The organism is Gammaproteobacteria bacterium (assembly GCA_014075255.1).
GTDB lineage: Bacteria > Pseudomonadota > Gammaproteobacteria > UBA4575 > UBA4575 > JABDMD01.
Genome location: CP046178.1, coordinates 2,093,214 through 2,112,879 on the forward strand (window position 1 = coordinate 2,093,214; position 19,666 = coordinate 2,112,879).

A 19,666-nucleotide genomic window follows, 5' to 3' on the forward strand; every position below is an offset into this window, starting at 1 on the left:
CTATATGATGCAAACTAATAAGAAATTTAGATTAATCACATATCCTCAATTATTGTCGAGTCGATTATTTTTCTGTGTACTGTTTATAAGTAGTTATTTTATTGTCGGTCACGTACATGCAGCACCGAAAATTGAACAATGGAATACTGCTAATGGCGTAAAAACGTTATTTGTTGCAGCACCTGAGCTAGCAATGTTAGATGTTGCGATCACATTTGATGCAGGCAGTGGGCGTGATGCGCAACTCGCGGGATTATCCAGGCTAACGCATAGCTTGTTAAACACAGGCACAGGAGCTCTGGATGCGGACGCGATTGCTGAGCAATTTGAAGATGTAGGTGCGCAATACGGGTCTAGTGTAAATTTAGATCGCTCAAGCGTTGCATTGCGCAGTCTAACGGATAAGGTATTGCTAGAGCCTGCATTGAAAACATTTATCGATGTGCTTACAAAGCCAAGTTTCCCAGAAAAGGACTTTTTGCGCTTAAAAAACCAGGCTTTGATTGCAATCAAGGACTCACAGCAGCGGCCAGCAGATATAGCCAGTCGAGCTTTTTATAAAGCTATATATGGCCAGCACCCTTATGCAAACCCGGCTTTGGGTTTTAAAGGATCCATAGAGTCGATTAGTTTAGAGGATGTTAAAAACTTTCATCAACAATATCTAGTTGCCGATAACGCTTTGATTACGATAGTAGGCGGTATTGATGATGAACAAGCGAAAAAAATTGCTGAACAAATTTCAGCAAACTTAGCACAGGGAGCTAAGCCTGAATCGTTAGCTCAACCAAAATCGTTAAATGAGGTTGCAGATGTTTATGTGCCTTATCCTTCGCAACAAGCGCATGTATATCTAGGGCAATTAGGTATTCAGCGCGGTCACCCAGACTACTTTACGCTTTACGCAGGGAACCATATATTGGGCGGCGGCGGCTTTACATCTCGGTTAGTAAAAGAAGTGCGTGTAGAGCGAGGGCTTTCTTATAGTGTCTATAGTTATTACTTCCCAATGTATCAACCAGGACCATTCACTCTGGGCTTGCAAACACGTAGTGATCAAGCACAACAAGCGGCAGAAGTATCTTTGCAGACCATCGAAAAATTTGTCAGCGAAGGCCCGACGGAAGATGAGCTTGCATCAGCAAAAAATAATATTATCGGCGGGTTCCCCCTACGCATAGACAGTAATCGTGACATATTAGGTTACCTGTCTTTGATTGGTTATTATGAACTGCCGTTAGATTATTTAGAAACCTTCACTAATAAAATTTCAGCCGTTACAGAAGATGAAATTATCAGTGCATTTAGTAAACATTTGCAACCGAACAAGCTAGTTAAGATTATTGTTGGTGGGCCAGTAGGTGGATCACAAGCCAGTGGCGAAAAGCAATAGTTTACGCATCATCGGTGGTGGTTGGCGCAGCCGTCGTATTCAATTTATAGATTCTCCAAAAATTAGGCCCACGCCTGATCGTGTGCGTGAGACTTTATTTAACTGGTTAGCCACTAATATTAGTGGCGCATCATGTTTAGATTTATTTGCTGGCAGTGGCGCATTAGGTTTCGAAGCCATGTCGCGTGGTGCTGATAAGGTTGTGCTGGTGGAAGAAGATGCACGCATTGCGGCCATGCTTAAGGAACAAAAAGATCAGTTCAATGCACAGATGATCGAAATTAGAAACCAAGATGCGTTGCATTACTTACAAAATGAAAATCAGCAATATGATGTTATTTTCTTAGACCCCCCTTTTGATAGCGATCTATTAGAAAAAGTCATTCCCATGATACTTAAGCAACAATTCCTAAACACAAATGGTCTGATATATGTAGAGTCTGCTGTACAACAAAAAGATATAAAAAATCTCGAATTATTACTAGAAACCTTAAGCTGTATACATGAAAAAGTAAGTGGCGAAGTCCGCTATGCTTTGTATAAAGCGATATATAGCCGTAATAGTGTAAATTAATCGCGATTATTAACGGTATTCATATTAGAATTTGTTCATGGCACTAATCGCAGTTTACCCAGGTACTTTTGATCCCATCACTAATGGTCATACAGACTTAGTACGCCGAGCATGCGAAATTTTTGATGAAGTCGTGGTTGGTGTTGCCACAACAGGTGGGAATAAAGAGCCGTTTTTCGTTGTCGATGAGCGTGTTGCGCTTGCTGAACAAGCACTCGTAAAGTATCCAAATGCAAAAGTACGTGGTTTTGATGGTTTATTGGTAGAATTTGCACGCCAACAAAAGGCTAAAGTTATCTTGCGTGGTTTACGAGCGGTGTCAGATTTTGAGTTTGAATTTCAATTGGCGAGCATGAATCGACAGTTAGATCACGAGCTCGAGTCGATGTTCTTAACGCCAGCAGAAGAGTATGCCTATATCTCATCAAGTTTGGTGCGCGAAATTGCCAGGTTGGGTGGTGATGTCTCTAAGTTTGTGTCGTCTGCGGTTGTAAAGGCTTTAAAAGCAAGAACCTCTTGTTAATTTGCCAGATTAACTTGCATGGTAATTCATAGGCCGTTGATGCGTTGCTTCTCCATTGTGTGGTTAGCAATATTGGTTTTGTTGCATGCGTGTAACACACAATCTGAATTACCACAGCCATTTAACTCTAGCCAAGAAAAATTTGCGGTTGCCAGCGCTCATCCTCTCGCGACTCAGGCAGGTATTGAGATCTTGCAACAAGGGGGCAATGCTTTTGATGCTGCGGTAGCGGTTACCGCCGTACTTGCAGTAGTAGAACCCTATGCTTCTGGTTTAGGCGGCGGCGGCTTTTGGTTATTGCATGTAGCAGCTGAAGACCATGACGTTATGATTGATGGTCGTGAAGTAGCGCCCCAAGCTGCGACGCGAGATATGTACATTGATGAGAAGGGTATGCCTACAAAACAGTCAGTTAATGGCCCATTGGCTGCTGGTATACCTGGCACACCAGCAGCAATGGCGCACCTATCAGAACAATATGGTCGGCTGCCATTGAAAACTTCATTAAATGCTGCAATTGAATTGGCACGTAATGGTTTTGTTGTTAGCGAATTTTATATTTCACGTGCAAATGCCGTAATCAATCGTCTTAAAAGTTTTCCTCAAACAGAGGAATTATTTTTGCAACATAGCGAGACTCCACAACCAGGATATGTTTTACAACAATCTGATCTCGCGCAAGTTTTAGAAGAGATAAGTCAATATGGTGAGGATGGTTTCTATCGTGGGGAAGTTGCTAATAAATTAGTTACGAGTGTGCAACAAGCGGGCGGTATTTGGCAGCTACAAGATTTAGTAGATTATAAGATTATTGAGCGTCAACCGGTGATTGGAGAATATAAGAATATTGAAATAGTCAGTGCAGCTTTGCCTTCTTCAGGCGGCATAGTGTTGATGCAAATCTTGAATATGTTATCGAACTTTGATTTGCAAGCGATGAATGAAGTGCAGCGCAAGCATCTAATTGTTGAAGCTATGCGTCGCGCCTATCACGATCGCGCAGCATATCTTGGTGATGCAGATTATGTGGATGTGGCAATAGAAGAATTATTGTCAACTGAGCATGCAGAAAAAAGTATTGCTGATTTAAGTATGCTACACGCAACACCTAGTCAGCATTATATTCAGCAAGATATTGCCAATGCATTACCACTTAATGAAGAGGCACAAAATACTACACATTTTTCAATCTTAGATCAGCAGGGTAACCAGGTCGCTGCAACGCTATCTATTAACTACTACTTTGGTTCAGGCTTTGTGGCTGAAGGAACTGGAGTGTTGCTAAATAATGAAATGAATGATTTCGCTATTCAACCTGGCCATGCAAACTTATGGGGTTTGGTGGGTAGTGAGGCGAATTCGATTGATCCCGGCAAACGCATGTTATCTAGTATGTCGCCGACGTTTTTATTTGATGGCGAGCGTACGGCTATATTAGGTACACCTGGTGGCAGTCGTATTATTAGTATGGTGTTGTTGTCGACTTTGGCTTTTGCTGAGGGCGCTAGTGCTTTGCAGATGGTGAAGTTGCCACGCTTCCATCACCAATATCTACCAGATGAAATACAGTTTGAAACAGGAGCATTAACTTCTAAAACCCAGAGCTTATTAGAGTCAATGGGTCATACAGTAAAAGATCTAGAACGTAATTATGGAAATATGCATGCTGTTATTTGGAATCAACAAAGCAACACAATTACTGCAGCTAGTGATCCACGTGGCATCGGGCTTGCGAAAGTTGGCCCTTGATTGATTAGCAATTACTTACACTATGAGTGATAAATTGTGCAGTTAGTATATTTCGTAAGCCCAATGTGTTCTTGGTGTTGGGGGTTTCCCCCTGTGATTCAGCAACTCAAGGCAGCATACCCAACATACAGTATTCGTTTGGTATTGACTCCCTTTAGAATTGATACCACACAAGCAATGGATGATGCTTTACGAAACTATGTATTAGATCAGTGGAAAAATGTAAATAAAACAACGGCTCAACCATTTGATTTTAGTTTTGCTATGCCTGCTAAGTTTATTTATAACACCCGTTTAGTATGCCGTTCAATTAAAGCTTTTAATAAACAGCGACCACAGCAAGAGTTAGAATACTTACGTGCACTGCAACATGCCTTCTATGTTGAAAATAAAGACCTCACAAGTGAAGAAGTGCTAATAGAAGTTACAAACAATTTTTCAGTAGATGCCAATTTGTTTGCTGATGATTTCAGTAGTAAGGAAATTGCTGTTGAACTTGAGCAAGACTTTAGTCTTAGCCGACTACTGGCGGTGCAAAGTTATCCTACTTTGATGACAGAGAAGGATGGTCGTTATGCCATGCTGGTGAATGGCTATATGCCTTATCAAGAAGTGGCCGCAAGAATCGAAAATATAACTGCAAGCTAATGTTACTGTTGGTAGCTTTACTTTTCAGGACTGGTAGAGGAGGCTGGAGGCTCTTTGTTTTCTTCTGTGTAGCTATTACGCAAGACCTCAATTTGCCAGGTCTGCAAAGTATCAGCATCGGTGAGCACAAAAGTGTCTTCACCCACTTTACTGATTGAATAGCGTTCCTTGTCTGATAAATCCATTGATGGTGTGCAAGTAGTTAAAACAAGTTGTTCAGCTGCACATATTGAACTGATTCACACATTTGCTCCTACTGGATATAGATGCAAGGTGTGATCTAAATCACGAGTGACCACTCAATTGACAGTCGGTAGGAATAAGCATTTCAATGGACTAGGCGACTAATTCTTTATAGTTGGAGCATGTAAAAAATAAATAATTTTGTCGCTTATTTTATTATCAGCCAAGATACGAAAATGGCCTAACCCTGTAGTAGCAAATAGTTTGGCAGTAGCAAATCCATTCGCTACTGTTTCGGCCTCTGAGAAAGGTACTACACGATCTTTATGGTCGTGAACCACCAACGTTTCGCCTGTGTAATGTTGTAAAAACTCAACGACAGACATACGTTCAATTTTGCGTTTGGCAATTATTTCAAGTTTTTGATGGAAAATAGCTAAGATGTTATCTGGTAACTGCATAGCTTGCGCAAAAGAGGCAAATATATCTATAAGCTTATTCGGTCCAGCAATTAAAACTATTTTATCTACAGTTGATAGATGCGAAGTTTCTTTTGTCAACTCAAGTGCATAAGCATTGGCCATGGCGCCAAAAGAATGGCCGATTAAAGCGTCTACAGATTCTGCGTATTGACTTACATCCAATAAAGCTTGGGTGTTGTGTAGCAAGTTGGTTTTTTTGCCAGTAGATTTTCCGTGTGCAGGGCTATCATAGGCGATTACGTTCAGGCCGCCTTCCAGTAGCTTTTGTATGATGTGTGAATAATTTAAGGCATACCCACCCCAGCCGTGAGTGAGTAATATTGTTTTTGGCTTGTTTGTATTATTAGAATTTCTCCACTCATATACCGATATTTTATATTCGCCGCTATCAATAAAGTACTGTTTAACCTGTTGTAATAGTTCTTTTTCTATGCCGCGTAGAGGCTTTTTTTTAATTCGCGGCTTACAAAATATAGACCAGGCAATTTCTGCTGAATATTTGGGCGATATCTTGGAGAAAATTTTAAAGAAGTTGGTAAAAATTATTTTTAGTAGAGCTTCCATTGAGGTTCATGCAAAAATATTTAATGCTGACACTGTACACAAAAGAAGCTACTGCGTTGGCTAATCGTGCGAACTTTTATTGGGTTATTGCATACCGGACAGGGCTTTCCGGTTTGGTTGTAAACATTCAATTTATTTGCAAAGTAACCTGGTTTGCCATCTTCACGTACAAAGTTGCGGAGTGTAGTGCCACCTAACTTGATGGCGTGGGCAAGCACTTGTTTGATATTTTTGGCAAGTATTTCATAACGTGCCAAGGAAATTCGTCCTGCTGCGCGTTGCGGGTGAATGCCGCTTAAAAAAAGTGATTCGCTGGCATAAATATTACCTACACCGACCACAATGCGGCTATTCATGATAAATGTTTTAACGTTTACTTTTTTGGCTTGCGCAAGATGATGTAAATATTCTCCAGTAAATTCTTCGCCTAAAGGTTCAGGCCCAAGATATTTTAGTAATTTATGCTGTAAAGGGTCTTGGCTGGTCCAAAGCACTGCGCCAAAACGTCTGGGATCATGAAAGCGCAGGGTTTTGTTACTAAACACAATATCAATATGATCATGTTTGTTTGGTTCAATTTGGTGGCTAACCACGCGTAAGCTACCGGACATGCCTAGATGTATGATCAAGTGTCCAGTCTGAGTCTCGAATAATAAATATTTAGCGCGTCGCTGAATATCTTTTATGGTTTGATTCTTGAGTTTTTGCTTGAGGTTGTGTGTTACGGGCCAGCGCAGACTAGCTTGACGTATTACTACACTTTGAACTTGTTGTTTTTTAACATACGGAGTTATGCCTCTTTTAGTTGTTTCTACCTCAGGTAACTCTGGCATTAAAATCAGGCCTGATAAAAAGCTTCAATCTCAACTAACAAATTCTCTCTACACATATCGCCTAGTAATAATGCGCGCGGTGTAGTATTGGAAAGTCTTGCAGCTAATACTTGATTGATTTGCTTAACATCTTCGCGATTGCGTATATAGACTTTCATATACAGTAAATCGTCTTGTGCATTAAGCTGCGTTTGATGTTTATCATTAGCATGTGTGACGAGTGTTTCTATGTTGTTGATACTTTCGTTTAGTTGTGCACAAACGTCATCAATATGCAGGGTTTCATGACCTATTATGCTGGCAGTGCCGGAGACGTAGAAATGTGTACGTTGCCCCCAAGTTTTCAAAAGTCCGCGCGAAAATAATGGCTGTGTATGATGGTCATCCACTGGATAGTGGTATGCACTGGTTTGGCGCGGATTTTCTACTGCTGTGCCAGGGGTGTCGCTAGCTAGAAAGTAAATTTGCAAATTATTATCATGGCTGCCGATTACCGTGGCGGCTGGATAGACTTGTGTTTTGATGCCACTGTCCTGCATAGCTTGCAATCTGCCATGACAAAATACTTCATAACGGTTTTGCGGTGCTCGCTGTGAGTCCGTATCAGTGATCTGAGGAAAGAAATTCCAGGTACGCAACAGGTGGTTGCATGTAGAACTTTGCAGACACTCATATATTTCGCAATAGGCTTTATGCGTGAGGCTTTGAACATCTTCGCCTGCTGAGCAGGGGAGTTGAATCAGCCCAAACATCATTTGTGATGTATGCGCATAGCGAATATTTTTATAGCGTGCTTGAGCTACTTGCTGGTCGGTGAACCAATATTGCGCAAATAGATTTGAGCCGAGTAGCTCTAGTTCAGTTTGGATGGACAGGTAATCATGGTTTGCATTGTCACTGTCACCAAAGTATAGGTGCGTTAATAACGGTTGCTGTATGGGTAAAGTGGCTGCGTCTTCGCACACGATGATGTCGAGTGGAGGGGCAGCATCACTTGAACTGGGATTATTCATATTGATAACTGTAACGCGACAAGCCAGGTCTCGCTAGCAAGCAAATTTGATTTTAGGATTAGTTCAGCCGATTCGATTAGCTAATTAATGGTAAGTATAAGGTCGATGGAGATACTGCCTAAAATTATTAAGCTCGACGTCGTCGAATTCCAATAAATATTCCGAATAACAGCACACCTAATGGCACAATGAGTAAATAGGTAGCTGCTAGCGCTGCAATTGCGGGCTTGCTGAATTCAATCGATATATCAGGCGCTTGGTAAGGCAATAGGGAGATGCGTTGATCGTCGTGTGCTAGCCACTGCAATATACTTACTATCAGTGTTAGATTTGCGCCATGGCCAATGTAAGCATTGGCGGCGAAATCACTGTCGCCCATCAGCACCACGCGTTGCATTGTGTTTTTATCTAATACCCTGATTAAGCTTGCGGCCATTAATAGCGGCCCTTCTGTGTCACCGGTTTCGCTATCAAATACGATATTTTCACCACTTAGTGCGCTGGCTTCAGACCACGCACGGGGTAACGAGTAAAATAACGGTTGAGCTTTCCATTTATCAGGAGTTGCTATAGCAATACCTGCTGCAAATGGAAACAGCGTTTGGTTTTTTAATTTACTGGTGATGCCATGTTGCTGATATTCAACCACTGGTACTACCGCGGGGTGTTTAATGCCAAGCATGCTGCGTAGTTCTAGATTGGCATCGATAATCGTGCCGTTAATCCAACTTAGACCTAACTTTTTTGCCAATATAGGTAGGGGTTTATTTTCTGCACTGTCTGATGGCCAAGGGTCTGATAGCCATAATAAATTTCCGCCAGCTTCGATGAATTCTATAATTAATTTTTCTTCGCCTGCTAAAAGCGCTGATTGTGGCGCTGCAATCACTAATACTGAAATATTGTCTGGAACAACAGTGGTCTTTAATAAATTTAGATCTTGAACTTGTACGCCACTAGTTTCAAGCGTTTGCTTGAGTGTGCTATAGCCTTGGTTTTCTTCATTAAATGGGTCACGTTCTCCATGGCCAGTTAAAAAAGCCACCCATGGACTAGTTTGTCGTGTTAAGCGTTGCAAAGCATTGGTGATTTCGCGCTCCGTAATCTTATCTACAATTTCAAAACGACTATTGTAATCAAGACGCATTTGATTAGGGTTTTGTAAATGCAATTCTTTAGCTAGTAGGACATCCTTATCGAGATCTAAAAATTTAAAGTCAATATCAGGATTAATAGACGAATACTTTTTTACTTGTCTTAATACAGCTTGTCGTTCACTTGCCGCATTACGTGCTAGTACAGTCACCAATAAAGTTTGATCTACTTGCCGTAAAACCTCACGACTGGTTTCGCTTAAGCTGTTTCGACTATCTCGTGTCCAGTCAAACACGCGATGATAATTTTGCGTCAACCAAGCACAGGTGCCAATTATTAATAGCAATAGCGCAAGTTCGAGCCATTTACGAGTTTGATTTTTTATCTTATTGGTGATCATGGCCATGCTTTAGTTTGCGTATGCAAAGTGTTAAAAATAAGATCGCAAACAAAATAAAATAAGCCACGTGTGTAGTGTCAATTGAGCCCGTTATTAAGGCTGCCAAGTGAGGGATGTTGGATAGATAAAGGAATAGCTCGCTGCTACTCGCGGTGGCTGAGCCAGACATATAGAGCATAACCATGATTAACAGTAAGCCAATGATAGCGGCAGTCGCGATAATCGGCACACGGGTGAGGTTAGCAATGAATAATGCAGCTGCATTAAATGAACTAATAAACAAAAATGCCGCTAAACAAGTTGCTGCCACTTTGCCGTAATCAATTGGGGTGAAGTAACCAAGAATTAACGCAAAGCAGCTACAAATAATTGTATAGATAAAAGCTAATAGAGCTAAGGCGAAGTATTTTCCTAAAACAATTTGAGTTGCACTGACTGGCGCACTGGTTAATAAAAGATTAGTTCCAAAGTAGCGTTCTTCGGTAGAACTGCGAACAGCAAATAGCGGCACAACTAAAATTCCTACAATTGCTACCCAGAACATATAAGGTGCGATCACTAAATCTGTTAAGCCCGGGGCTTGTTTTAACCCCACTAGTTTAGATTGTACTTCGCTATAAAAATTATTCAGTAAAATTAATAACAATAAACCTAAGACAAATAACGCAACAGCAAACAGAGCCCATGCAATCGGCGTATACCACACGCGCTTAAATTCATTTTGTATAATAGACCAGATCATGTTTATCTCGCTGGAGAGGTAGCAGAGTCGCGCATCACAAGATCTAGAAACACTTTTTCTAAAGAGCCGCCAATTGAGCCCATTTCATATAACTGCCAATCATTTTCGAGCGCACGCACCTGTACATGTTGTATAAACTGCATATCGCTATAACGGCAAATATATTTTCCAAACTGGGAACAACTTACTGATTCACAACCAGGAATATCTTTGAGCTCATCAATTGTAGGGTTGCCATTGAAACGAAGTTTTACGCGTTTACTTTCTTTACGATTACTAGAACTTTGATTTAACTCCTCTAGAGTTTGATCTAGTAAGAGAGAGCCTTGATCAATTATCAATACGCGGTTGCAAGTTGATTCTGCTTCAGCTAACAGGTGTGTAGATAACAGTACACTATGATTTTTAGAAAGTTCCCCTAGCAATGAGCGAATATCTTGCATCTGTACTGGATCAAGCCCAACAGTAGGTTCATCTAAGATAACTAATGCAGGGTTGTGAATAATGGCTTGCGCTATGCCAACACGCTGTTTAAAACCTTTTGATAAATTCGCAATAAGTTTTTTTTCGACGTTGTTTAAACCGCAGACTTCTATTGCATGACTAACACTTTTAGAAATCGTTTGTTTAGTCACAGCATGTATACGTGCAGCAAATTGCAAATATTCTTTAACCGTGAGTTCTTGGTAAAGAGGCGGAGTGTCTGGCAAGTAGCCTAAGTTACTTTTTGCTGGTTTTGGGTGAGTAGCGATGTTGCTACTACAGATATGAACTTCACCAGAATCGGGAGTTAGGTTTCCAGTGATTATGTTAAGCGTGGTAGATTTTCCGGCACCATTAGCACCTAATAAAGCCACCACTTCGCCACGCTGAATTTCGAAATTAAGACCCTCGACGGCTTTTTGGCCATCAAAACTACGGGATAAACCTTTTACAGACAGCAATGTATCTTGCGTCATAGGAGGGTTCTTTTCACTATAATTTGGTAATGCATGTTTCTAAGTGTAGAGGTAAAGCGCTAATTTTGAATTTGTATTGATTAAATACAGTTGTGTTCTACATATAATTTAATCGAATGATTACTGAATTATACAAGTTTTGTTTTTTTATTATCGCGCTAAAATTCATTGTCTGCATTAAATCAGCAACTTACAGATTAGATATATGATGGCCAATATGAGCTCATGTCAGATATCTACTGGCGCGCACCAGTAATCACATAGCTCTTCACTTAATCGCTTACTGGCCGTATTATCTATATAGCAAGGATGCTGTGCTTATTCATAAAATAATAACAATAATTAACTAGGATCTGACGTATGTTGAATGGATTAGTTTCTTTGCCTTGGTGGGGCTATATCGTAGTCGCACTCGTACTTACCCACATTACCATTGCTGCAGTCACACTATACTTACATCGTTGCCAAGCACATTGTGCTTTAGAACTGCATCCCATCGTTGCACATTTTTTCCGCTTTTGGTTGTGGCTGACGACTGGCATGATAACTAAAGAATGGGTTGCAATTCATCGTAAGCATCATGCGAAAACAGAAACCGAAGCAGATCCGCATAGTCCACACACAAAAGGGATTGCTAAAGTATTTTGGCAAGGTGCAGAGCTGTATCAAGAAGAAGCAAAAAATTTAGAAACACTAGAGAAGTACGGACATGGAACACCTGAAGATTGGATTGAGCACAAATTGTATGCGCGATATAACACAATTGGTCTTGTATTGAGTTTCATCCTTAACTTTTTATTATTTGGCGTTATAGGGGTCACAATTTGGGCTGTGCAAATGATATGGATTCCCTTGAATGCTGCAGGGATCATTAATGGTATTGGGCATTATTGGGGCTATAGAAACTTTGAAACTGAAGATGGTTCAACCAATATTATTTTTCTTGGTTTTATAATTGGTGGCGAAGAACTGCATAATAATCATCATGCTTATCCAAGTTCCGCAAAGTTTTCCAGCAAATGGTGGGAGCTTGATATCGGGTGGCTTTACATTCAGCTACTTTGTTTGTTTGGGCTAGCGAAAGTACGCAGACGAGCTCCGCAACCAATGCGATTATTAAACAAGGATATAATCGATTTAGAAACCGCTAAAGCTATGGTGACTAGCAAATTACATGTTATGGCGGAATACGCTCACCAGGTTACCTTGCCTACTTTCCATGCAGAGCTACCTGACTTTGAAGAACGCTATAAAACACTTGTTAGCCAAATGCGTACCGCATTAGTGCGCGAAGATAGTCGCATGAAACCTTTACATCGTGAACATTTACAAGAACTATTACAAAATAGTGAAGCATTGCACACGGTGTATGAAATGCGTCGTAAGCTACAAGATCTTTGGAACGAAACTCACGCAAGTCACGAGCGTATGATCCAAGCGATTATAGATTGGTGCAAAGAAGCTGAAGCAACTGGGATTAAAGTGTTAGAGGATTTTGCGCAGAGTCTGCGTGGTTACGCATTGCAACCAGCCGTATAAACTTCTTTGAAATTTGAAGATTGCTTAAATATGAGGCGGAGTGCTTTTTGAAGAGCGAGCGGGCGCAATGGGTAGGAGTTGGAGTACCGCAGGATCAGTTAGTATGTTTAACCGTAATTAATCAGACGTGAGTCAATGAGCACATAGGCAAGTGCGACAACGCCTTAGTGAATTTTTATAGTTGGAACAATATGCAGGTTTTGCTATTTGATCTTCGCTTCTTTATACATGACATGTTTACGCACAACTGGATCAAATTTTTTCATCTCAAGTTTTTCGGTCATGGTGCGTTTGTTTTTGCTGGTGGTGTAGAAATGACCCGTACCTGCGCTGGATACCAATTTAATTTTTTCGCGAGCTGATTTAGCCATGGGGTTACACCTTAATGCCGCGTTTGCGGACGTCAGTTAGCACTTCATCAATGCCTTTCTTATCAATAATGCGCATACCCTTAGTTGATACGCGAAGCTTTACCCACTTATTCTCACTCTCCACCCAAAAGCGGTGAGACTGAATATTAGGCATAAAGCGGCGACGTGTTTTATTATGGGCGTGGGAAACGTTATTACCAGCGACTGGTCGTTTTCCGGTTACCTGGCAAACTCGAGACATGATTAATAAATTCTTTCAAATAAGGCGCGTGAAGATAACAGAATCGCCAAAACGGCACAAGCGAGCCCCCCTTTTAAGTAACAATGGACAAGACATATAGCCCTTTTTAGGCCTTAAATTGCCACACCTACTAAATAAGCGATACATTTAAGCAATGGACACAATTTTTCTGCGTGATTTAGAAATCAACGCCACTATTGGCATATTCGAATGGGAGAAGCGCATCAAACAAAAGGTGCGAATTGACCTGGAGATGGCCACGGATATCACCAAGGCGGCAGCAAGTGACGCCATTGAGAACACACTGGATTACAAAGCCATATCCAAGCGAATCATCCAGTTTGTAGAAGATAGCCGCTATGAGCTGATTGAAACTCTGATTGAGAAGGTAAGCGAAATATTACTTAAAGAATTCGATGTCTCCTGGACCAGGGTCACCATCAGCAAGCCAGGAGCGGTCCGAGGCTCTCGTGATGTGGGCATCACCATAGAACGCGGTGCGAAGACTGACTGATGGCACGTGTATATGTAAGTATCGGTAGTAACATCGATAAAGAAAAAAATATATCTTCATCTGTGAAGGTTTTGCAAGACCATTTTGGTGATTTGGATATATCCAATGTCTACGAGACCAAAGCAGTTGGCTTTGAGGGTGACGATTTTCATAATCTAGTGGTCGGTTTTAACACAGATGAATCGCCACTAGAGATTAGTAAAGTTCTAAAAAAGATCGAAGCAAATCACGACCGTACCCGCGGCAAAGAAAAGTTTGAGTCGCGTACTTTGGATCTAGATCAATTATTGTATGGCGATTTAGTCATGCAAATGGATGGCATAAATCTTCCACACCCAGACATTATGCGCTACAACTTTGTGTTAAAACCGTTAACTGAATTAGCTGGAGATGTTGAGCACCCTGAAGAAGAAAAAACTATCAATAAACTTTGGGGTAAATATGAAGAAAAAGGCGAGATGGAAATTGTGGATTATGGCTTTTAATTACGACTTACAGCCTAAAGTGGAATATCAGTAGCATCATCACATTGATTATTAACAATAAGCTATAAGTTATTTGGGGCCTGAGTTCAAAACAATAATATCGTAAATTATATAAAAGTATGAGTGTAAATAATTATTATTATGTCAGATACAATTGAAATTAATATTTCTTTAAAATCAGTAATTAAATTATATATAGCTATATTCGCATTAGTTTTGTTTTTCCATGTTTTGGCACTTTTTGTAAAGCATGGTCTTGGTTATGCGTCTGCTAAGGGCCTGGTATCACTTTTTCTTCTTGATTTTGAGAGCAATGTGCCCACTCTCTTTTCCGTTTTTTTATTTTTGCAGATATCCGTTATTTGCATGGCTATCGGATTTAACAGAACTAATGGCCGAGGCTATTGGTTGATACTTTGTTTATTGTTTGCATTATTTGCACTTGATGAATTTGCATCACTTCATAAAATTATCAATGAACCAGTACATATAGCTCTTTCTACATCTGGTTTTTTTTATTTTGCATGGATAATTCCTTATGGCGTGTTTACATTGATTATTGGGATTATTTTTACTCCATGGCTGATTAAGCTTCCTAGATTAACGAGAAGCGGTTTTCTGGTAAGTGCAACGATATATATTTTTGGCGTTCTAGTGCTGGAAGGTATGGGTGGCTGGTATCTAGAAGGTAAAACTGGGCAGCATGATATTGTGTATGACTTAATAATAACTGCAGAAGAAAGTTGCGAATTAATTGGTCTTTTAATATTTTTCTATTTTTCAGTAGATTATCTCATCACAAACACTGGTGTTAGACGAATTCAACTAAAAAAATAGATAAGCTCTATAGCTGTTTTATCTCGCACCCAAACTATTAATCTAATTAGCCAGTTAAGTGGGACAACCTCAAAAAAGAAAAAGGAAGATGGGTGCCGGATTTGATATTTGAATATCTATAGCAAATTTCTACCGACATAAAGCTAACATTTAAGTTGAAAAGAATAGTTATTGGTATTGCCTTGAGCAAGTTGCAAATCTGTCTGCATTAAGCACACAATATGAGATGACTGGGGAACGCGTGACGAGAAATTTATGGATAGATGTAGCATAGGTGCAGCTTTCATCAAGCGTGTTAGTAATGAAGTATTGGATTCTACTGCGATAAACCACCCGTATTTACAAGCGATACGTAAGGGTGACTTCCCCAATATTAACTTCGCATTTAAGGATTTTGCATTCCAATACGGTATATATAGCGCTCAGTTTGTTATTTATTTATCGGCAGTAATTGAGAACTTTAGCAACACCAAGCACAAGCAAATACTTCAGGCTAATTTAGCCGAAGAGAATGGCAACATCCACGATGTTGAACTACCATTTGATGTATTGGCTAGTGTAGAAAATCAATCACACACGCATTTATTTCGCCGCTTTCAAAAAGCCCTTGGGGTTGATGACGAATACTGCAAGACTGCATCTGATCGCCAAGCCGGCCTGCAGTGGAGCCAACAGTTTTTACAGCTTTGTGAAATGAACGAGTGTATCGGTATAGGCGCCATAGGTATTGGCACTGAACTTATCGTTTCCCATATTTATAATCAGATTCTTGAAGGACTTAAAGCCCATAGCAATCTGACAATGACGCAACGCGTATTTTTTGATTTGCACAGTGAATGTGATGAAGAGCATGCTGCCCAGATGCTATTGGTTGCCGAAGATTTAGCAAAAGACCAAAATGCATGCGAACAAATTGAATATGGCGTGAACATGGCCGTCAACATGCGGACTGTGTTTTGGGATAAAATGCTAGAACGTGCTCAAAGTTTCCCTGCCTCTGCCTCCCGTAGTACTGAGAAGTTATCTGAAATTGGATACCAAACAAGTCTATAACGACAATGCCAATAAGTGGTTGCGCTTAGCGCCGAGCTCGTTGTCTGATTTTACTGCACGCCCTCTAGTATTTGAAGCTTGTGGTGATCTAAATGCTCGCTCGGTTCTTGATATAGGCTGCGGTGAAGGGTATTGCGCGCGTGAGTTGAAGCGTCAGGGCGCAGGCGATTACTTGGGCGTGGATTTGTCATTACAAATGATTGAAGCCGCTCAGATGCAGGAGGCGAAAGATCAGTACGGGATTGAGTACCGCGCCTGCAATGTGGTGGAGTTTACACCTGATAGACAATTCGATCTTTGCATTGCAGTATTCTTGTTTAACTACTTGCGTGTAGAAGAAATGCAGCGTGTGTTTTCCATGGTGCATAAGGCTTTACAGCCGCAGGGGCAATTTATTTTTAGCGTGCCTCATCCTTTCTTTCCATTTATACGTACCAAACAAACAGCACCTTTTTACTTTGCCTCCACCGGAAAGAACTATTTTGCCGATGTTAACCAGCAGTTTGAGGGAGAAATTTGGAAGCGTGATGGCGAGCCTTTGCATGTACAGTGTGTGCACAAAACGTTTAGCAATTATTTTGATGCCTTACACCAGGCGGGCTTTTGTGTCATGCCTGAGGTAAAAGAGTTAACAGTTACGCCCGAGTTGGTCGCGATAGACAAGGAATTTTTCTCGCCGCTGCTAAACGAACCCTTGCACGTATTGTTTAAAGTCACCAAGTGATGTCCGCTACCCATTCTAGCGATACAGTCTCAACATCCTACTCGTTAATCGAACGTCTCTTTTACCACGCAGCAACTAACTCTACCCACGACGCGGTTGTTACACCGACATTAAAGCTATCTTATGCTCAACTAACCCAACTTGTGCACGCGCAGGTACAAAAGTTCTACGACGCTGGCATTTCGAGTGATTCTGTTATTGGGATCAAATGCGCTAATGACGTACAACATTTAGTATTGTGCCTAGCAGCTACTTATATTGGTTCAACATCATGCACAATCCCTTCACACGAAATGGATGATATGCAAAATGCCATCAGTAACCGTTGCGGTGCTACAGATGTTGTTGATGAGAATATTGCTGTAGATCCGATGACACTAGATAGTAACGTTAGACCAACTCCAATGGATGTACCAACGACTTGTCTACTTTTTTCTACTTCAGGCACAACCGGTGATCCCAAGTTGGTTGTTCATCATGACAGAGATCTCGTAGCACAAGCCCATCGCCACATAGGTTCCGAACAAGAACGATTTGCTTGCTTGGCATCAATGGAACATAACTTCGCTAAACGTCATCGCTTATACTGCATAGCCGTGGGAGCAACAAACGTTTTTCTTGATTCTGATCGAGATTCGCTAGTTGCTCAGTGCCAGTTTCTAAACGTTAACGTTTTGCATGTGTCAGCGTTTCAGGCTCAGGAGCTATTAGCGATACCTAATATCAGTGAGCTATCCAATATCCGCTTAAAGCTTGGTGGCTCGCATGCCCACGTTTCTCTTAGGCAGAAACTGCAAAACAAGATCACACAGAATCTACATGCGGGTTACGGTACTACTGAAACCGGAGCAATCGCATTTACAGATCCAAATGATTTGGATGCGGGTGAGAGTGTTGGCCAACCGTTACCTGGGATTGAAATACGCACGGTTACTCCAGACAGGAAAACTCTTGGCAGAGGCGAGCATGGGGAATTAGCGGTTCGTTGTGCCGGTATGTTTCGTGAATATTTAGACAAATCTGATCTGACTACTGCTCGGCTTGAAGATGGTTGGTTCTATACGGGCGACATCGGTTATCTCGATAAGCAACAGCGAATTTATCTATGTGGTCGAGCCGACGATATGTTTGTATTCAACAGCATGAATATTTACCCCCAGGATATCGAATCACAAATTTGCCAATACCCGGGTATCACCGATGCCGCCGTACTGCCCAAAACATCATCATTACATGGCAATATTCCAGTGGCTCTGGTGGTTTTTGCTAAGAATATGAAATCGGATCTTTCCTCATTGAAAAAATTCGTTAAGGAACGAGTTGGTATTCGCAGCCCACGCCAATTCATAATCGTTGACGAAATTCCAAGAAATGCTTCTGGCAAAATTTCTCGTCAAGAAGCAATGAGATTGTCTAAAAAGAGCGATCATATTCGCAAGTATATTGTTGAAGCGTTAGGAGCGTATGCAACAGATCATTTAAAGCCATCATTGGTAGCCGCCTTTGTTAAGGGTGAGACTGATATTAGATTGAAAAAAAGCAAGATGGACTCGCTAGCACGAATGGATTTGTTAGTTGCGTTAGAGGTGGATTATCACACCATCATTACACCACAAGAGTTTGTTCAATTTCGCTATCTTGGCGACCTTGTAGCTCGTGTTTTATCTACGCAATTACAAGAAGAGCATAAGCAAGACAGCTGCCCTCAAATTAGCAACCCAATAAGTACCGCAGTCCAAACGAATACCCAGCATTATGTTATACAGTTTTTTCAGCGAATCTTTAGCTATTGCGACACCGTTGCTCAATTGCATAAAGCACTTACGACGTTGGAATACCGGCTAACACCGATAGAGGTAGAAATTTTGCATGAAGGGAATCGTGCTCACCAGCTTATTTCAGTGAATGCTGCCGAAAAATTCCATACGGCTTTAAAACATTGGTTGCAAAGATTGAAAGGCATGATGCTAGATAGTGGGAAACAAGAACCAGAGCCCTTTGTCTCATACAGAGTTGCCCCTACTGTTACCCATTTTGTTGGTCCGGGAGCACCTGCAGACAAGACACTTTTAGTCTGTTTCTCTGACGCGGGTGGCCGCTGTCTGATGATGCCCAACGTTGTATTGATGCAGCATACAAATTCTGCACATTACGACCTACTGGTTATTGCAGAGCCATTAAACCAAGGCTATCAGCTTGGAGTTCCTCCATTAGGCAACAACTTAACGGAAGTAATTGAATGGATCGCCAATTTAAAGTTGATCAGAAATTACCGCCGCGTCCGCACTTTGGGTTGTAGTGCAGGTGGCTATACAGCGGTTATCGCAGGCTATTATTTGGGTGCAGAAATGGCTGTAAGCGTAGGTGGGCGCTTCCACACAAAAAGCCATCCTATAAAATTTTTAGAGAGAATATATACAACCTGGCGAGCTATGCGCAAAAGACACTGTTCACGTGTGTTAATGAGCTACGCTATTGACGACACACGTGACCGCCACTACGCGAAGATCATGGCAATGCTCTGTGGTGGTAGCTCGGTTGCCGTTGAATTTACCAATGGAAGTGTAGGGCACCTTATTCTTCAGCGGTTGGTAGAGCGTGGCGAGTTAGCCCCATATCTGGCGCGTACTATTTTTGCTGAGATGAAAGATGAACATATCGCCAGCCAACGGGCAAATGTTATCATAAACTTCCCTGCACACATTATGCGGCCTTATAGCTAGCCCGCATAATCAGACCGAAAG

The 19,666-nt window shown here is 41.2% G+C and carries 21 protein-coding genes; 12 read left to right on the forward strand and 9 right to left on the reverse strand.

The window, feature by feature from the left end; translation table 11 throughout:
• The first annotated feature begins 4 nt into the window (after positions 1-4).
• The 5 genes from GKR92_10630 to GKR92_10650 all read left to right on the forward strand — a co-directional run bounded on the left by GKR92_10630 (position 5) and on the right by GKR92_10650 (position 4,887).
• Positions 5-1,393 carry an insulinase family protein gene (locus GKR92_10630; protein ID QMU62125.1) on the forward strand — a complete coding sequence of 463 codons (1,389 nt, stop codon included), beginning with the start codon at positions 5-7 and terminating at the stop codon, positions 1,391-1,393.
• Positions 1,362-1,967 carry a 16S rRNA (guanine(966)-N(2))-methyltransferase RsmD gene (gene rsmD / locus GKR92_10635; GenBank protein ID QMU62126.1) on the forward strand — a complete coding sequence of 202 codons (606 nt, stop codon included), beginning with the start codon at positions 1,362-1,364 and terminating at the stop codon, positions 1,965-1,967. Before GKR92_10630 ends, rsmD begins: the two co-directional genes overlap by 32 nt.
• Before the next feature lie 37 nt (positions 1,968-2,004).
• Positions 2,005-2,490, forward strand: a complete 486-nt coding sequence (gene coaD, locus GKR92_10640) for a pantetheine-phosphate adenylyltransferase (protein ID QMU62127.1) — start codon at positions 2,005-2,007, stop codon at positions 2,488-2,490.
• Positions 2,491-2,529: 39 nt separating this feature from the next.
• Positions 2,530-4,239, forward strand: coding sequence for a gamma-glutamyltransferase (gene ggt / locus GKR92_10645; GenBank protein QMU62782.1), 1,710 nt, complete (start codon positions 2,530-2,532; stop codon positions 4,237-4,239).
• Positions 4,240-4,302: 63 nt separating this feature from the next.
• Positions 4,303-4,887: a hypothetical protein gene (locus GKR92_10650; protein QMU62128.1), complete on the forward strand. Its 585-nt coding sequence runs from the start codon at positions 4,303-4,305 to the stop codon at positions 4,885-4,887.
• A gap of 17 nt (positions 4,888-4,904) precedes the next feature.
• On the opposite strand, the gene GKR92_10655 is transcribed toward GKR92_10650, so the two are convergent.
• The 7 genes from GKR92_10655 to GKR92_10685 form a co-directional block, all read right to left on the reverse strand.
• Positions 4,905-5,072: a hypothetical protein gene (locus GKR92_10655; GenBank protein QMU62129.1), complete on the reverse strand. Its 168-nt coding sequence runs from the start codon at positions 5,070-5,072 to the stop codon at positions 4,905-4,907.
• 159 nt (positions 5,073-5,231) lie between these two features.
• Positions 5,232-6,116: an alpha/beta fold hydrolase gene (locus GKR92_10660; protein QMU62130.1), complete on the reverse strand. Its 885-nt coding sequence runs from the start codon at positions 6,114-6,116 to the stop codon at positions 5,232-5,234.
• A 20-nt stretch (positions 6,117-6,136) separates the two neighbouring features.
• A complete protein-coding gene (gene mutM / locus GKR92_10665; protein QMU62131.1) occupies positions 6,137-6,949 on the reverse strand; it encodes a bifunctional DNA-formamidopyrimidine glycosylase/DNA-(apurinic or apyrimidinic site) lyase in 813 nt (270 codons plus the stop codon).
• A gap of 5 nt (positions 6,950-6,954) precedes the next feature.
• A complete protein-coding gene (locus GKR92_10670; GenBank protein QMU62132.1) occupies positions 6,955-7,962 on the reverse strand; it encodes a hypothetical protein in 1,008 nt (335 codons plus the stop codon).
• A gap of 127 nt (positions 7,963-8,089) precedes the next feature.
• Positions 8,090-9,463 carry a hypothetical protein gene (locus GKR92_10675; protein QMU62133.1) on the reverse strand — a complete coding sequence of 458 codons (1,374 nt, stop codon included), beginning with the start codon at positions 9,461-9,463 and terminating at the stop codon, positions 8,090-8,092.
• Complete coding sequence (locus tag GKR92_10680) at positions 9,444-10,199, reverse strand: ABC transporter permease (GenBank protein ID QMU62134.1); 756 nt, start codon at positions 10,197-10,199, stop codon at positions 9,444-9,446. Before GKR92_10680 ends, GKR92_10675 begins: the two co-directional genes overlap by 20 nt.
• A 2-nt stretch (positions 10,200-10,201) precedes the next feature.
• Positions 10,202-11,158: an ATP-binding cassette domain-containing protein gene (locus GKR92_10685; GenBank protein ID QMU62135.1), complete on the reverse strand. Its 957-nt coding sequence runs from the start codon at positions 11,156-11,158 to the stop codon at positions 10,202-10,204.
• Between the two features lie 360 nt (positions 11,159-11,518).
• Here GKR92_10685 and GKR92_10690 point away from each other — a divergent pair, with 360 nt between their 5' ends.
• Positions 11,519-12,697, forward strand: coding sequence for an acyl-CoA desaturase (locus GKR92_10690; GenBank protein QMU62136.1), 1,179 nt, complete (start codon positions 11,519-11,521; stop codon positions 12,695-12,697).
• A 203-nt stretch (positions 12,698-12,900) separates the two neighbouring features.
• On the opposite strand, the gene rpmG is transcribed toward GKR92_10690, so the two are convergent.
• Together rpmG and rpmB are read right to left on the reverse strand one after the other, a co-directional pair.
• Positions 12,901-13,068, reverse strand: a complete 168-nt coding sequence (gene rpmG / locus GKR92_10695) for a 50S ribosomal protein L33 (GenBank protein QMU62137.1) — start codon at positions 13,066-13,068, stop codon at positions 12,901-12,903.
• Between the two features lie 4 nt (positions 13,069-13,072).
• Positions 13,073-13,309 carry a 50S ribosomal protein L28 gene (rpmB, locus tag GKR92_10700; protein QMU62138.1) on the reverse strand — a complete coding sequence of 79 codons (237 nt, stop codon included), beginning with the start codon at positions 13,307-13,309 and terminating at the stop codon, positions 13,073-13,075.
• Positions 13,310-13,463: 154 nt separating this feature from the next.
• On the opposite strand from rpmB, the gene folB reads away from it, so the two are divergent.
• The 6 genes from folB to GKR92_10730 all read left to right on the forward strand — a co-directional run bounded on the left by folB (position 13,464) and on the right by GKR92_10730 (position 19,645).
• Positions 13,464-13,823 carry a dihydroneopterin aldolase gene (gene folB / locus GKR92_10705; GenBank protein QMU62139.1) on the forward strand — a complete coding sequence of 120 codons (360 nt, stop codon included), beginning with the start codon at positions 13,464-13,466 and terminating at the stop codon, positions 13,821-13,823.
• Positions 13,823-14,308 carry a 2-amino-4-hydroxy-6-hydroxymethyldihydropteridine diphosphokinase gene (gene folK / locus GKR92_10710; protein ID QMU62140.1) on the forward strand — a complete coding sequence of 162 codons (486 nt, stop codon included), beginning with the start codon at positions 13,823-13,825 and terminating at the stop codon, positions 14,306-14,308. Before folB ends, folK begins: the two co-directional genes overlap by 1 nt.
• 141 nt (positions 14,309-14,449) lie before the next feature.
• The gene (locus GKR92_10715) at positions 14,450-15,145 is read left to right on the forward strand and encodes a hypothetical protein (protein QMU62141.1); all 696 of its coding nucleotides are present in this window, start codon (positions 14,450-14,452) and stop codon (positions 15,143-15,145) included.
• 255 nt (positions 15,146-15,400) lie between these two features.
• Positions 15,401-16,198, forward strand: a complete 798-nt coding sequence (locus tag GKR92_10720; GenBank protein ID QMU62142.1) for a DUF3050 domain-containing protein — start codon at positions 15,401-15,403, stop codon at positions 16,196-16,198.
• A complete protein-coding gene (locus GKR92_10725; protein QMU62783.1) occupies positions 16,158-16,922 on the forward strand; it encodes a methyltransferase domain-containing protein in 765 nt (254 codons plus the stop codon). The genes GKR92_10720 and GKR92_10725 overlap by 41 nt, the downstream gene beginning before the upstream one ends.
• Positions 16,922-19,645 (forward strand): AMP-binding protein, encoded by a 2,724-nt coding sequence (locus GKR92_10730; protein ID QMU62143.1) that lies wholly within the window; start codon positions 16,922-16,924, stop codon positions 19,643-19,645. The genes GKR92_10725 and GKR92_10730 overlap by 1 nt, the downstream gene beginning before the upstream one ends.
• Positions 19,646-19,666: the final 21 nt, after the last annotated feature.